The sequence below is a fragment of the Candidatus Hamiltonella defensa 5AT (Acyrthosiphon pisum) genome (genome assembly GCF_000021705.1).
GTDB classification, from domain to species: Bacteria; Pseudomonadota; Gammaproteobacteria; order Enterobacterales; family Enterobacteriaceae; genus Hamiltonella; species Hamiltonella defendens.
This window is the reverse complement of the sequence record NC_012751.1, coordinates 2,065,213-2,079,816: the sequence shown is the minus strand read 5'-3', so window position 1 is coordinate 2,079,816 and position 14,604 is coordinate 2,065,213. Positions and strand designations below refer to the sequence as shown.

At 39.3% G+C, this 14,604-nt stretch carries 11 protein-coding genes and 2 pseudogenes; 4 read left to right on the top strand and 9 right to left on the bottom strand.

The window, feature by feature from the left end; translation table 11 throughout:
* Nucleotides 1–8 precede the first annotated feature (8 nt).
* Together HDEF_RS10350 and HDEF_RS12350 are read right to left on the bottom strand one after the other, a co-directional pair.
* Nucleotides 9–1,454 (bottom strand): hypothetical protein, encoded by a 1,446-nt coding sequence (locus HDEF_RS10350; RefSeq protein WP_015874569.1) that lies wholly within the window; start codon nucleotides 1,452–1,454, stop codon nucleotides 9–11.
* Nucleotides 1,455–1,733: 279 nt separating this feature from the next.
* Nucleotides 1,734–1,931: pseudogene (locus HDEF_RS12350) on the bottom strand (Tn3 family transposase); the annotation flags it as partial.
* A gap of 243 nt (nucleotides 1,932–2,174) precedes the next feature.
* Here HDEF_RS12350 and yigL point away from each other — a divergent pair.
* Nucleotides 2,175–2,987, top strand: coding sequence for a sugar/pyridoxal phosphate phosphatase YigL (yigL, locus tag HDEF_RS10340; RefSeq protein ID WP_015874568.1), 813 nt, complete (start codon nucleotides 2,175–2,177; stop codon nucleotides 2,985–2,987).
* Here the strand turns inward: yigL and rsmD are convergent.
* Nucleotides 2,948–3,571 (bottom strand): 16S rRNA (guanine(966)-N(2))-methyltransferase RsmD, encoded by a 624-nt coding sequence (rsmD, locus tag HDEF_RS10335; RefSeq protein WP_044612603.1) that lies wholly within the window; start codon nucleotides 3,569–3,571, stop codon nucleotides 2,948–2,950. The genes yigL and rsmD overlap by 40 nt on opposite strands.
* Before the next feature lie 302 nt (nucleotides 3,572–3,873).
* Here rsmD and ftsY point away from each other — a divergent pair.
* The 3 genes and pseudogenes from ftsY to ftsX all read left to right on the top strand — a co-directional run.
* A pseudogene (gene ftsY / locus HDEF_RS10330) lies at nucleotides 3,874–4,812 on the top strand (signal recognition particle-docking protein FtsY); the annotation flags it as partial.
* Complete coding sequence (gene ftsE / locus HDEF_RS10325) at nucleotides 4,809–5,495, top strand: cell division ATP-binding protein FtsE (protein ID WP_015874565.1); 687 nt, start codon at nucleotides 4,809–4,811, stop codon at nucleotides 5,493–5,495. The pseudogene ftsY and the gene ftsE, both read left to right, overlap by 4 nt.
* A complete protein-coding gene (gene ftsX / locus HDEF_RS10320) occupies nucleotides 5,467–6,417 on the top strand; it encodes a permease-like cell division protein FtsX (protein ID WP_015874564.1) in 951 nt (316 codons plus the stop codon). Before ftsE ends, ftsX begins: the two co-directional genes overlap by 29 nt.
* Before the next feature lie 353 nt (nucleotides 6,418–6,770).
* On the opposite strand, the gene icd is transcribed toward ftsX, so the two are convergent.
* From icd to HDEF_RS10290, 6 genes are all read right to left on the bottom strand, one after another.
* On the bottom strand, nucleotides 6,771–8,024 hold the full coding sequence (gene icd / locus HDEF_RS10315; protein WP_015874562.1) for an NADP-dependent isocitrate dehydrogenase: 1,254 nt from the start codon (nucleotides 8,022–8,024) through the stop codon (nucleotides 6,771–6,773).
* A gap of 69 nt (nucleotides 8,025–8,093) precedes the next feature.
* The gene (rep, locus tag HDEF_RS10310) at nucleotides 8,094–10,124 is read right to left on the bottom strand and encodes a DNA helicase Rep (protein WP_015874561.1); all 2,031 of its coding nucleotides are present in this window, start codon (nucleotides 10,122–10,124) and stop codon (nucleotides 8,094–8,096) included.
* A gap of 115 nt (nucleotides 10,125–10,239) precedes the next feature.
* Nucleotides 10,240–10,950, bottom strand: coding sequence for a hypothetical protein (locus HDEF_RS10305; protein ID WP_015874560.1), 711 nt, complete (start codon nucleotides 10,948–10,950; stop codon nucleotides 10,240–10,242).
* A gap of 109 nt (nucleotides 10,951–11,059) precedes the next feature.
* Nucleotides 11,060–12,070, bottom strand: coding sequence for a 16S rRNA (guanine(1207)-N(2))-methyltransferase RsmC (rsmC, locus tag HDEF_RS10300; RefSeq protein ID WP_015874559.1), 1,011 nt, complete (start codon nucleotides 12,068–12,070; stop codon nucleotides 11,060–11,062).
* Nucleotides 12,071–12,099: 29 nt separating this feature from the next.
* Nucleotides 12,100–12,615, bottom strand: a complete 516-nt coding sequence (gene fabA, locus HDEF_RS10295) for a bifunctional 3-hydroxydecanoyl-ACP dehydratase/trans-2-decenoyl-ACP isomerase (RefSeq protein WP_015874558.1) — start codon at nucleotides 12,613–12,615, stop codon at nucleotides 12,100–12,102.
* A 70-nt stretch (nucleotides 12,616–12,685) separates the two neighbouring features.
* Entirely contained in the window at nucleotides 12,686–14,422 is a 1,737-nt protein-coding gene (locus HDEF_RS10290) for an AAA family ATPase (protein WP_171770489.1), read from the bottom strand.
* Nucleotides 14,423–14,604: the final 182 nt, after the last annotated feature.

The window sequence follows — 14,604 nt, the reverse complement described above, 5'->3', positions numbered from 1 at the left end:
TAAGATTCTTAATTTACTTTGTTAACAGTGCCATCCAAAACTTTTTTTTCAACATCATCTAATAGAGAACGCAAATCACTGGTTGTAATCCTGTTCTCTTGTTTACAAAGTTCATCTGTTTTTTTATAAACTTTATTTGTAATGTAACTTATTGATTTATCATACATTTTTGTTTTATTATTAGATAATTTTAAATGCATTTTAAATTTCGTAAAAATATTTTGTGATATAGGATATATTACTGGATGAGCTCCAGCACCATTAACAACCCATGTACCGTTTTTATTTTGCGTGCATTTAACTCCATTTTCTTTACATACTTTTCCAATTTCAAAAAGAAATTTTTGTCCTGTCTCCGAAGATTCACCGTATTTTTTTTTAAAATCATCTATTTTTTGAGCATAAACGCTAGCTAATCCTGCATCGATAAGTTGATTTCTAGTCGTTTGATTGTATTTTGCCTCATCAAAAATAGATTTTCCTTCGGGCAATTTTAATAATTTACTTAATTTTAATAATTCACTGTTGAACAAAGCTGAATTATTTACTGGATTCCTGTTAAAAGCGTCTCTATTAAAATTACTATTAACCTTACTGGTAATTTTTGTATCTTTAGATTCAACTACTGATGATGTATTTAAAAATTGATTAAAAACTTTCATTTCTTCTTTCGTCAGACTAAACAAATCATTTTGACGTTCTTCTGGAAGTTGACTGAATGCTTTTTTAACTAATTTTAAATGACTACCTATTTCATTATTTGATCGATTAATCTTTGAAAAACATTCATAATATTCATTAACACACTTACAATATTTTTCAATTGCTTGAGCTTGTTTGACTAATTCTTTTGTGCTTAATTCTGGATTGATTTCGATCTTTTCTGTTTTAGCAGGAAACGATGTATTGTTATAACCACTTTTTGGCACAAACTTGGGTTGTCGATATATATGAGTTTTTATGAACTGCCAATCGCGATTTATACTTTTTTCAGCTTCTAAACGAATATGTCTTTCTTTTGAAAGTTTAAATTCATCAAAACTTTTATTTATTTTGATTAAATCATTTTTTAAAAGATTGTTTTTATTTATTAACTTTTGAATATTCTCAACGTCTTCTGTTACTTTTTTATATAATTGAGATATTTGAGTCTTCTGATTTAAATCTTGAGTATCAGCCGAATTATTATGCGCTTCACCTGTTGAATTTTTTATCGTCTCATTAAGAGATATTTTTAATTTTACTAAATCTTCTTTTTGATTAGAAAGCGTCGTGTGTTTTTCGTCAGAAGTTTTTAATTTGTCTAATTTAGCATCAATTTCTTTTTGACTAATTTCTATTAAATTGTTTAAATTAACTAATTTTTCAAGTAATTTAGTTTGTTTTTTAATTGCCCCAGAAAGATGATAACTCTCTTTCGTGCCAAATATATTACCTAAGATATTGATCTTCATTCTGATGTCCTGTTTTGTATTTTATCAAGTTAAATCTCAGAGAGAATTTTAAACTTACTTAAAAAATACGCTTTTAAAAAACGCTCAAATGACACTGTTAATAAAATTTAATTTAATTTAATCAAATAGAACGGTTTGGCTGTTTAAGGTTGAATCTTCAAATCTTCGGTTATTATTTAAATTTTTCCTGTTTGTTCGGTCCCGTATAATGCTCTATAGCATATCGATGCAGGTGTTCCAGGTTTTGTGTTTCTGTCTCTTCCTCCCTCCTCTTCCTCTTCCTCTTCCTCTTCCTTGAGTCAGCCTTTGCATAAAAACGGCTCGGGCAACTGCATTGCGGTTTTCAGCCTTATTTAAAGCGGATTGTACCAGGCGGCGTAGGCCGATCGAGAAATCATTCGAGCATAAACAACGTTTCTTGATGCGACCAATTTCACGTAATGATAATGATTTTGCCAGGCCATTCTGTTTGGGATAGCAGCCAACTCAGCGACTTTTCCAGTCGTAGAGAGAAATGTGTCATGATAAGCTGGAGGTGTATGGTAGTTGGAAGAGCGTAATTGCGTAAATATTTCTAATACGCGAAACATGAAGTTTTATTTGAATAACATCGATTACGATCCTAAGCTTTCAATCTGATATTCCATTTTTCACAGTATTAGGCTTCTTTATCCTCCCATCTTTTGTTAAACGAATTTAATTAAAGGTAAAAATATAGATATGTATCATATTGTTGCTTCTGATTTAGATGGTACCTTGTTGCTACCTAACCATACTTTATCGACTCATACTAAAAAAGTACTCAAATCCTTGGCTAAACTTGGTATTCACTTCGTTTTTGCGACAGGGCGACATCATATCGATGTTTCACAGATCAGAGATAATTTAGGGATAAAAGCCTTTATGATCACCTCTAATGGAGCGCGTGTTCATGATCCTGAGGATAAATTGATTTATACTGATGATCTTGATAAAGATATTGCTAGTGCTCTCTATGAAATGGAATACCATAATCCCGATATTCTCACGAACGTTTACCTAAATGATGGTTGGTACGTCAGCCGTGAAAGCCCTGAACAGGCTGATTTTTTTCGTGAATCTCTCTTCCAGTACAAGGTTTTTTCACCTGATAAGCTAAATACAGAGGGTGTCTGTAAGGTGTATTTTGTTTGTTATGATCACCAAAAATTGCTGTCGCTTGAAAAGGCAATTAATCTGCGTTGGGGTGAGCGTGTCAATGTCAGTTTTTCATTGCCCCATTGTTTAGAAGTGATGGGTGGGCGTGTATCCAAAGGTCATGCATTAAAACAGGTGGCCGAAATACTGGAACATTCTCTTGAAGAGTGTATTGCTTTTGGTGATGGCATGAATGATTTAGAAATGTTATCGATGGCGAAAAAAGGCTGCATTATGAGTAACTCGTATCCACGTTTGAAACAGTCATTGCCTAACATGGAAGTCATCGGATCCAATATGGATAATGCGGTTGCAAATTATTTGCAGCAGCTTTTTTTAAAAGCACCTCTACGATGAAAAAACAACTCACGAATAAATAATCGGTAAGCAACATGCCTCGTTATTTTTTCCTTTTGTAATCTCCAATGAGAAGGAATCATCGCCAAGGTATGACTGGATTCGGATTCAATATAAATCCACGCTTCATCAGCGAACCAGCTTTGTTGCTCTAGTAATGGAATGGCGTATGACAGAAGCCCTTGATGAAACGGAGGATCAAGAAAGATCAGATCAAACGGTTTCTCACAGGGGCGGGCCAACCAGTTCAATGTATTGGTATGTATCATCTGTGCATTTTTTGCTTCTAATATGGACAAATGTAAAAGCAATTGTTTTGCAACACGTTCATTCGACTCTAATAGCACGGCTTCTGCTGCATGGCGAGACAGTGCTTCAAGCCCTAGAGCCCCACTTCCAGAAAAACAGTCAAGACAACGAGCATCTTTGATCATAGGAGCCAGCCAATTAAACAAAGTCTCTCTCATGCGGCAGCTGGTTGGCCTTAATCCAATACTGTCAGAGATGGTCAATTTTCTTCCTCGCCATTGACCGCCGATAATTCGAATCTGTCCTTGACGTTGAGCTTGTGATGGTTTTGCCATAAAAAATAAAGAAAGCCTTGTCATGCTTAAGAGAAGAAAATGATAGACTTTATCTTTCATACCCCAGTAGGTTTGATTAAACAAAAAATGTCATCACAGGAGTATACTCAAAAATGGCAAAAGAAAAAAAATCTCATTTTTTTTCCTGGCTTGGCCGTGGCCGCCAAAATAAAGAAAAAGACGTTATCGATCAAACACACCAGAGTGATTCAATCGATCTTTGCAATGAAAAGACTTCCGATGCGCCTTTTATTGAAATACCCCCCCCATCTTCTCAAAAAAATGATATTGATACTCAAAATCCGCCCGAAAAAGCAGGATTTTTTACCCGATTAAAAAATAGTTTAAAAAAAACCAAACAATATTTGGGAACAGGTTTTATTGAATTATTTAAAGGCAAAAAAATAGATGATGATCTTTTTGAAGAACTAGAAGAACAATTATTAATGGCAGATGTGGGCGTGGAAACGACTCAAAAAATCATTGATTCGTTAACAACGCATTCCAGTAAAAAACAATTAAAAGAGGCGAGTGGGCTGTATGTAAAATTGAAAGAAGAAATGTTGTCCATTATTTCAAAGGTCGAGCAGCCCTTAAAAGTGAGCAATAAAAGCCCATATGTGATTTTAATGGTCGGGGTCAACGGCGTAGGAAAAACCACCACGATTGGAAAATTAGCACACCAATTACGTCAACAAGGTCTTTCTGTTCTATTGGCGGCCGGTGATACCTTCAGAGCAGCAGCAACGGAGCAGCTAAAAATATGGGGAGAACGCAACCAAATTCCTGTCGTCGCACAACATGACGGCGCAGATTCCGCTTCAGTTATTTTTGATGCTGTGCAATCGGCCAAAGCCCGTGGCATTGATGTTGTTTTGGCTGACACTGCAGGGCGTTTGCAAAATAAAACGCATTTAATGGAAGAGCTCAAAAAAATTGTGCGAGTGATGAAAAAATGGGGAGAGGAATTTCCTCATGAAGTCATGCTCGTACTCGATGCCAGTACGGGTCAAAATGCCATCAATCAAACAAAACTCTTTCATGAAACGGTCCCGTTGACCGGACTTGTATTGACTAAACTTGACGGTAGCGCTAAGGGCGGCATCATTTTTGCGATTGCTGACCAATTTGGTATTCCGATTCGCTATATTGGTGTTGGAGAAAAAATAGAAGATTTAAGGCCTTTTAATGCAGGCGATTTTATTGAAGCGCTTTTTGTGAAAGAGGATGAATCAGTATGATTCACTTTCTTGAAGTCAGTAAAGTCTATTTAGGGGGAAGGCAAGCTTTACAAAATGTGAGCTTTCATCTCACAAAAGGACAAATGGCCTTTTTAATGGGACATTCTGGTGCAGGAAAAAGTACTTTACTGAAACTGATTTGTGGCCTCGAACGTGCGAATGCAGGCCGTATTTTATTTTCAGGCCACGATATTACTCGTTTAAAAAATGCTGAATTGCCATTTTTAAGACGACAGATTGGGATGATTTTTCAAGAGCATCATTTATTATTTGATCGTACCGTCTATGACAATGTGTCGATGCCATTGATCATTACAGGCAAGTCGACTGAAAATATGCGTCGTCGTGTTTCTGCGGCCCTGGACAAAGTGAATTTGCTCGATAAAGCAAAAAATTTTCCTGTTCAGCTCTCAGGAGGAGAACAACAGCGTGTCGGCATCGCTCGTGCCATTGTTAATAAACCCATGGTTTTGCTCGCAGATGAACCTACAGGTAATCTGGACCCCAGCTTATCTCAAACTATTATGCAACTGTTTGGAGAATTTAATCGTGTGGGGGTGACTGTGTTGATCGCAACTCATAATATAAAGCTGGTTAATCATTCGCAGCATTTACTGTTAACCTTAAACCGGGGGCGAATGTCAGTATCGACAAATGATGAAAAAGAAAAAAATAATATTTAAAACCTTCGAAGCTGCCTGGCTTGAGCAATGGCGATATTCATGGAGACAGACTTTATTAGGTCTGCGGCGTCAGCCACTATCGACTTTCCTGACGATAATGGTTATCGCCTTCTCTCTTACTTTACCCAGCCTTTGTTATATTTTTTGGAAAAATGTTCATCATGCAGCAAGCTTGTGGTATCCCAAACCTCAGCTGACCGCTTTTTTAGATAAAACCCTGGATGAGTCAGCCTCGAAAAACCTGGGCGCTATTTTAAAGCAGGAACATGGGGTAGATAAAGTACAGTATTTATCTCGAGAAGAGACTTTGGCTGAATTTCGAGAGGCCTCCGGTTTTTCAGATGCTTTGAAAATGCTGGGGGAAAATCCTTTGCCTGCGGTTGCAATCATCACGCCTCAAGCACAGTTTCAAACCACAGACGCGTTGAATAAATTAAAAATTAAAATCAATAAAGTGGTGGGTGTCACTGAAGTCCGTATGGACGATAGCTGGTTTATTCGTTTAGTGGCCCTGACAGAATTGATTAAAAAAACCGCTTTAGTCATCGGTTTATTAATGTTGACCTCTGTTTTTTTGGTCATAGGTCACAGCATCCGATCCAGTCTTTTTAGTCAAAGAGAAGCGATGAATGTCATGAAACTGATTGGAGCAACGAAGAGTTTTATTTTACAACCTTTTTTAAATGTAGGCGTTTTACTCGGTTTCACTGGTGCACTTCTCTCTTTTATTTTATCTCAAGCATTGATTTGGAAATTAGATGTGTGGGTCACTCAATCCGCCCGATCCTTCGACACGATTTTTGTTTTTCGGGGCTTAAATTGGAATGAAGGTCTGTTATTGCTTTTGAGTGCGGCCATGATGGGTTGGGTATCTGCCTGGCTTGCAACAGTACAACACTTGCGTAAATTTACAGTCAGTTGAAGTGAGCGATAGTTTTTTTAATAGACCTGTGAACCTCTATGAGGTCCTTCCAATTGAAGACACAATGAAAACAGACGCCCTGGTTTTTTAAAGGGTTATTAGTGGTGATCCCGGTCTAAAGCAAGATAAGAAATGACAAAGAAATTCGGCCTTTGACATGTATAAACCGTTTTTTTTTCGATGTAGACCTCAGACATCATTTAGAGCGCAATCCTAACCTGGCAGCACAAATCATGATGGGGTACGCTTCTTAAAAAGCCCCCTTATCTTGACCCCTATCAAAATAAAAATGGGCAGTTCTATACAAATCCAGACTACCCTGAATACCATGAGTTCAGCGGGTAGCATGCTTTTTACATATTTTTAATGATATTTTGAGCAAATTCACTGCATTTATTTAATGTGGCACCTTCCATCAAACGATGAAAATCGTATGTCACGGTTTTCGCAGAAAAGGTGCGTTGCATCGCTTCAATGATTAAATCGGCGGCTTGCGTCCATCCCATATGCCTCAACATCATCTCAGCTGATAAAATCAGCGAGCCTGGGTTGACTTTATCTTGCCCCGCATATTTCGGCGCCGTTCCATGAGTGGCTTCAAATAATGCACATTGTTCGTTGAGATTCGCCCCAGGCGCAATCCCAATGCCGCCCACCTGTGCTGCTAATGCATCAGAAATATAATCGCCATTGAGATTCATACAGGCGATCACATCATATTCTTTGGGGCGTAGTAATATTTGCTGTAAAAAGGCGTCCGCAATCACATCCTTAACAATAAGGCTTTTTCCATTTTTAGGATTCTTGATTTCAAGCCAAGGGCCGCCATTAAATAATTTTCCGTTAAATTCTTCACGTGCCAATTCATAGCCCCACTCTTTAAATGCCCCTTCCGTGAATTTCATGATATTGCCTTTATGCACCAGGGTGACAGATGCACGATCGTTGTCGATGGCGTATTGAATGGCCGCTCTGATCAGTCGTTCACTCCCCTGCTTTGAACAAGGCTTAATGCCAATGCCGCAATTTTCGGTGAATCGAATTTTTTGGATCCCCATCTGTTTTTGCAAAAATTCAATCACTTTTTTGGCGTCTTCTGAACCGGCCTTCCATTCAATCCCCGCATAAATATCTTCCGTGTTTTCACGAAAAATCACCATGTCCGTTAATTCAGGCTGCTTAAGTGGGCTAGGTGTGCCCGTGTAATAACGAACTGGACGTAAACAAACATAAAGATCGAGCTTTTGCCGTAATGCGACGTTTAAAGAACTCATGCCACCTCCTATTGGCGTTGTCAGTGGTCCTTTAATCGCAACATGATATTGACGAATCAAATCCAGGGTTTCGTCGGGTAACCAAACGTCTTTTCCATAAATTTGAGTCGATTTTTCACCGGCATAAATTTCCATCCAGGCGATTTTTCTTTTGCTATTATAAGCCCGCTCAACCGCCGCATCGACCACGTTGATCATAGCTGGCGTGATATCAACGCCAATCCCATCCCCTTCAATAAAGGGAATAACAGGATGATCTGGAACGATTAACTTGCCATCAAAACAAATCTTTTGGGCTTTATTTTTAGGTGGAACAATGACTTTGCTGTTCATGAATGTCTCCTGCTCAATGTCAAATGTTTCAATGTCTGAATCATTATTTGATAATGGCTTTTTGGCCTTTTATTTTTTTCTGGCTTTTTTCAATTGTGCTCTAAGAGCGGCTAAATGCCCCTCGCTTCTTTCCATTCTTTCCTCTGTGCTGATTTCTTTTTGCCTGGATTCCCAATCGAGATCATCTTGCGGCAACTCAAGCAAAAACCGGCTGGGTGTTTGTGGAATACATTCACCATATTGGCGCCGCTCACGGCAAAGGCTGAAATACAATTCATTTTGTGCCCGCGTGATGCCGACGTACGCCAAACGCCGTTCTTCCTCGATACTGTCTTCATCGATACTGGTTTGATGAGGCAATAAACCTTCTTCCATGCCCACCAAAAAGACATACGGAAATTCAAGCCCTTTCGAGGCATGTAAGGTCATCAGTTGTACTCGATTTGCCTGTCCTTCATTTTCTTTTTTTTCCAATACGTCATTTAACGTAAAACGGGTGACCACTTGAATTAAGGTCATGGGCTCATACAGATCGGATCCCCTCAACATCTCTGTCATCCATTTAAAAAGCAGATCGACATTTTTAATCCGAACTTCCGCGGCTTTGGGGCTGGGTGCGCTGTCCTTAAACCAATGTTTATAATCGATCCCGCTCAATAATTCTGAGATGGCGTCCAAGGGATCTGTATCTGCCAAACGCCTGATTTTTTCCATCCAATGGGAAAAACGCTGCAGTGAGTCAAGGCTACGCGCAGACAAAAATTGACTCAAACCCAGATCAAAGCTGGCTTGAAAAAGGCTTTTACGACGCTGATGCGCCCATTGGGACAGCTTTTGAATTGTCGTTACGCCAATTTCACGTTTTGGTGTATTCACCACACGTAAAAAAGCACGGTCATCACTGGGATTGGTTAACAATCGAAGATAAGCCAAAAAATCTTTAATTTCAGGCCGCGCAAAAAAAGAGTCTCCCCCTGAAATATGATAAGGCAGACGATGTTGCAAAAGCAGCTTTTCAAATAATCGTGATTGATGGTTCCCACGATACAAAATGGCATATTCGCCATATTGTGTTTTTCTCATTAACTGATGAGTGATGATCTCGTTGACAACGTGCTCCGCTTCATGATCTTCATTGTCAGCCGTGATCACTTTCAAATGCTCGCCATAAGCCAAAGTTGAAAACAATTGTTTTTGAAATACGTGAGGATTATTGGCGATTAACACATTCGCGACTTTAAGAATACGGCCTGAGGAACGATAATTTTGCTCTAGCTTGATCACCTTAAGTTGCGGAAAATCCTCTTTTAACAAAGATAAATTTTGCGGTTGGGCGCCGCGCCAGGAATAAATAGACTGATCATCATCTCCGACCACCGTAAAGCGTGCGCGCTGACCCACCAACAATTTCACCATCTGATATTGACTGCTGTTGGTATCCTGATATTCGTCCACCAGCAAATATCTCAGACGATTTTGCCAGCGCTCTCTAACGTCTTTATTGTTTCGAAGCAACCGGGTGGGTAATACAATCAGGTCATCAAAATCAAGCACACGACAGGCTTTCATGTGGTCATCATACAAGCCATAACAATAAGCTAATTGTTTCTCCTGATCTGTTTGAGCTGATGACAGCGCAGCCTCAGGGCACGTCAAATGATTTTTCCAGTGAGAGATAGCCTTGACTAAAGCCTCTAATTGAGTTTTATCATTATTCAAACATGTCTCGGTCAATTCTTTCAACAAAGTCCATTGATCCTGAGCGTCGAATAGAGAAAAAGTGGGACCGATGTTTAATTGAGCAATCTCCGCTCTGATGATTTCCAGACCCAAAGCATGAAACGTAGAAATGATAAGGCCAAACGTTTCTTTGCGACCTAAAATATCAGCGACTCTCTCTTTCATTTCTCGAGCGGCTTTGTTCGTAAAGGTGACCGCCGCGATCTGCCGTGAAAGATACCCACAACGACGAATTAAATGGGCAATTTTATGGATGATGACCCTTGTTTTGCCGGATCCTGCCCCTGCCAAAACCAGGCAGGGACCTGTGACAAATTCAATCGCTTCTTTTTGTTGTAAGTTTAAGCGCTGTTTGTTCATGCATTTTCTTTTTTTGACGGATCTTGAATAAAAGAAGGGAATGCTTAAAGCATATCATAGTGAAATAATAACGACATCAGCAGACAGCTGATGTCTATCTATCATCAAAAATAAACTATTGCTGATGGGCTGATGAAAGATAAGAAGGAAGGGTGGATTCATCAGCATGATCAAAAGAAACAGTGCAAGTTGGCGCTTTTTCTGAAAGTTCAACATTTGAAAAATGGGGCGTTAAATCTGCCAGCTCTTGGGTTTCCAAGCCTATGAGTTCATCATCATATCGCTTTTTTTCTTCATTTTTTTGGCTGGCAAAAAAGGGAAATATGTAATCAAACACCGAGCGTAAAGTAGAGCGGTTATCTTGAGCTTGATGATCAATCACCGCAATTTTTTCCTTTGAAGGCATCGGCTGTTCTCCCTCTTTAAACTCATGATAAGTGACTTTGTTACGGTTAGGAGGTATCCAATAAGTAGAAAAAATTCCTTTTACCATGGGTTGGTCATCTGTGTTTTCATAATAGCTGTAATTCGTGTCATCAACACTGATTAAAAATTCATTATGGATATTTAGAAATATGTCTTTTGGTACTTTTTTCAAATAGACCTTTTCTGTGACAGACGACAATTTTCCCTCTTCCCAAATACTTTTTCTAATCACATAATTTTTTTTACCGTTGAAACCCTCGTTATAAATAATTTCACTCAAAACTTTAGGTTGATTTTTTAAAATCGGTGCTTCCAAAGCAACCGGCTCATTTTCTGAAATGGCTTGTTTTGATGAGAAAAAATAAGGGAAATTCGGGAGAATATGATTAAATATAGACATAGCATTTTGCTCCTTTAATAAAAATGAATAAGTTAATATTTAATGACTAAAGCACTTTGATTATAGACATTTTTATTTTTTTATTTTTTAAGTTGAGCACATCAAAGAATTAAAGCGTGGCTTGATATACTTTAAAGCGAGCGTTTTGAGTCAATACTTCATAATGACCAAAAGTACGATTCAATAATTTAGGATAAGGTAAAAAAGCATTGGCGACGAGCCTTAATTTTCCGCCTTTATAAAGATGTCCAGGGGCTTCCTCAATACATTTTTCTATCATTTTAATGTCTGTTTTTAGGCCTTTATGAAAAGGAAGATTGGATAAAATGAGATTAAATCGTTCTGGAATATCTGAATATAGATCGCTGGGAACCACCCTTGCCTTGATATGATTCACAGCCAAATTGGCCCTGCTCGATTCAAGAGCCGCCGCATTCACATCGCTGAGTGTCAGTTCAATTTGAGGAGATTGACGAGCCAAAATTGTGCCTAATACACCCGCACCACAGGCCAGATCCAGCACCTTACCGCTCAACGGAATATCAAACGAAGACAGCAATAATTGACTGCCTTCATCTAATTGATTGGCACTAAATACGCCTGGGAGCGTTTTTATTTGCACATCTTTCACCTGATATCGGCGCCATTGGCTTTCCATATTGAAAACCGGTTTTTGTTTTAAACAACCATAATATAGACTGCAACGACGCGCGGCATCCATTTTATGCAAACCGACATTTTCAGCCAAAAGGTCTTTAGCACTGCCTATACCACTGCGATTCTCACCGACAATAAATATATTGGTTTGGCTGGGGAACAAGGAACATAAATGTTCTAATTGAAATTGCGCTTGGGCTTTATTTTTAGGCCAATAAAAAATGACCGTATCTGTCTTGGAGACAAGATCTTCAGACGGTAATACACCAAATTGAATATCATTTTTTAATACAGGGCTCAATAATCGCCAGTGATGATATTCTTGAGTATGAACCCTGATTTGTTTGGCGTTGAACTGAGCGGGAAGCAGATCTTGTAGATCACCCGAAAAAATCACAGATCGCTCAGCAAATTCACGAGTATGGCGCAATAGTATTTGACTCGGCGGGGTTAAATCCGACATTCGTTGCTGGTTCCCTTACATCATCTTTACTAAAACGAAGTATTTTTAAATAATCCCACTTTGAGATCATCGGCGGTGTAAATTTGCTGGCCGTCTGACAACACTTTACCGTCTGCTATCCCCATAATTAATTTACCCGTGATCACTTTTTTAAAATCAATACAATAAGTGATTTTTTTTGAATCAGGTAAAACCTGGCCCTTAAACTTGACTTCTCCGACCCCTAACGCACGTCCTTTGCCTTCATTCTCTAACCAGCCAAGATAAAATCCGACCAATTGCCACATGGCATCTAAGCCCAGACAACCTGGCATAACAGGATCATCAATAAAATGGCAACCAAAAAACCACAGATTGGGATGGACATCTAATTCTGCTTCCACGTAACCTTTACCATGCATACCCCCATCCTTGGTCATGGTAATGACACGGTCAATCATTAACATGTTGCTGGCGGGCAGACGAGGTCCTTTTGGACCAAATAACTCGCCACGTGATGAAGCTTCTAAATCTTTTTTGGAATAGGCACCATCTTCATTCATCATATTTTTTAATTAGCCTTATATTGGTTTTAAACACTTAAATCAGACTTTAACCCTTTTTTGCAATGGTCTCTCAATGTCTCTGAAACCATTCTAGACATCGGCCCAGAAATCCTCGACGATCATGATGATGGACTTGTGCTATACGTTGCCGGATTTTGTGTAATAAATTCGGTTTATCTGTGTCGGAATAAGGTATACCTGTCAACAAGGGCAACGCATCCGCTACGGTATCTACCGCCCACAGGTGAAAATTCCCCTGTTTGGCTGCCTCAACAACAGAATCATTTAAACAAAGATGGCGAACATTTTGACGAGGTAAAATCACCCCTTGAGACCCCGTTAAGCCTCGACGATCGCAAACCTGAAAAAATCCTTCTATTTTTTCGTTGATTCCCCCAACAGGCTGAACACGACCAAATTGATCGATGGAACCTGTCACCGCACGCGCCTGATGGATAGGCTGTTGAGCCAAAGCACTCGCAAGCGCGCATAATTGTGCTAAGGAAGCACTATCACCATCCACTTCAGCATAGGATTGCTCAAAAACAAGAGAGGCTGAAAATGGTTGAGCATGATCCAGTGCTAACTCAGAAATTAAAAAGGCCTGCATAATCATCATGCCTTTAGCGTGAATCTCGCCCCCCAATTCTACTTTTCGTTCTACATCCACAAATTCGCCATCACCCAAATGCACAACACAACTGATGCGAGTCGGTTCTCCTAACGCCTGAGGATGGCCAGGGTATTCAATGACAGCCAATCCATTGACCTGGCCTATCACATCGCCTGTGGTTTCAATCAAAATTTGATCTTCTTCGATATCGTTTTGTATACATTCACAAAGATAATTTTGCCGCCAATGACGAGTGCTGATCGCATTATTGAGAGAATCCGCCGTTATCTTGCCCTGTTTTTCGTATAGTGATACTTCAGACAAACACTGCTTTATCCACACAGGGCAAAGAGGTAAACGTTCCTTGTCGCCTGTTTCACGCACGGCTTCCCGGATGAATATGGGCCAGGCGTCAGACACCAAAGGCATATCTGTCAAACTATGAATGTAACGACACCAGAGGTTTATTGCTTCAGGATTCTTTAAAGACAGCTCAGTTTCAAATTCACCATAAAATGAAAACAAATTCAGTTCAGATTCTACTTGAAAAAAATCTTCTAACCGCCGTGCATCCCCTACCAGTACCAGTTTCACATCCAAAGGCATGGGTGGAACCGTCACTGAAAGAGGACGCTTCTCGTCTGGTGAAAGCCATTCGAAACGCTTTTGAATGATCATTTGTTTTAATCGACGCCATATCAGGGGTTGAGCCAATAAAGTGCTGACAGAAATGACCAATACTCCTCCACCATTGACACGATGGATAACACCAGGTTGTAGATCAATCTTGTTTTGATGAAATTTAACGGCACCAAACATTTGTTCTGGTTCAATCCAATTTTGAAAAAGGCAAACGGCTTGAGATGCGAAGGTATCCTGATCTCGACAGGTCGAAAACCAATGAATTTCATTGTCTTCAACAGCATAACGACCGCTAGAGCACTTTAAAGGTTCAGTATATTGTTTTTGAACAACCTGGCTGATAAGGGATAAATACTGATCATGCTCCTGTGCTTTAATGATCATAAAGCGCTCTTGGGATTGAGGACGACAAAATAAAGCCAGCGCATTGCTTAATCTTGGCTGTACATCTTCAAAAGAGATAGGCGCCAAATCAGACACCCGAAGAAATAACGCCTCGTAGGGAAGCATATTCGGCAGTAAGGACTGCCATTTAAGATGTTGATGAGTCAAAATAGTCGATACTTTCATGTGTTAGGTGAAAAAAAATAAAGCACGATTATACAAGATTACAATAAGCGAAAACAGAGAATAGCAAAGGCTTATTGAACATCCCAAGTGCTTCTACTATGCTCAAAATAAGGAGCAATACCTCGCAATAAAATAAATGATGCCTGCATCAGCAGTTCTCTATT

Coding starts and splice junctions, on each gene's coding strand:
- icd (WP_015874562.1), bottom strand. CDS start 8,024: ATGAACAGCAAAGTCATTGTTCCACCTAAAAATAAAGCCCAAAAGATT.
- ftsX (WP_015874564.1), top strand. CDS start 5,467: ATGATGAAAAAGAAAAAAATAATATTTAAAACCTTCGAAGCTGCCTGG.
- ftsE (WP_015874565.1), top strand. CDS start 4,809: ATGATTCACTTTCTTGAAGTCAGTAAAGTCTATTTAGGGGGAAGGCAA.
- HDEF_RS10350 (WP_015874569.1), bottom strand. CDS start 1,454: ATGAAGATCAATATCTTAGGTAATATATTTGGCACGAAAGAGAGTTAT.
- rsmC (WP_015874559.1), bottom strand. CDS start 12,070: ATGTCGGATTTAACCCCGCCGAGTCAAATACTATTGCGCCATACTCGT.
- rep (WP_015874561.1), bottom strand. CDS start 10,124: ATGAACAAACAGCGCTTAAACTTACAACAAAAAGAAGCGATTGAATTT.
- rsmD (WP_044612603.1), bottom strand. CDS start 3,571: ATGGCAAAACCATCACAAGCTCAACGTCAAGGACAGATTCGAATTATC.
- yigL (WP_015874568.1), top strand. CDS start 2,175: ATGTATCATATTGTTGCTTCTGATTTAGATGGTACCTTGTTGCTACCT.
- fabA (WP_015874558.1), bottom strand. CDS start 12,615: ATGATGAATGAAGATGGTGCCTATTCCAAAAAAGATTTAGAAGCTTCA.
- HDEF_RS10305 (WP_015874560.1), bottom strand. CDS start 10,950: ATGTCTATATTTAATCATATTCTCCCGAATTTCCCTTATTTTTTCTCA.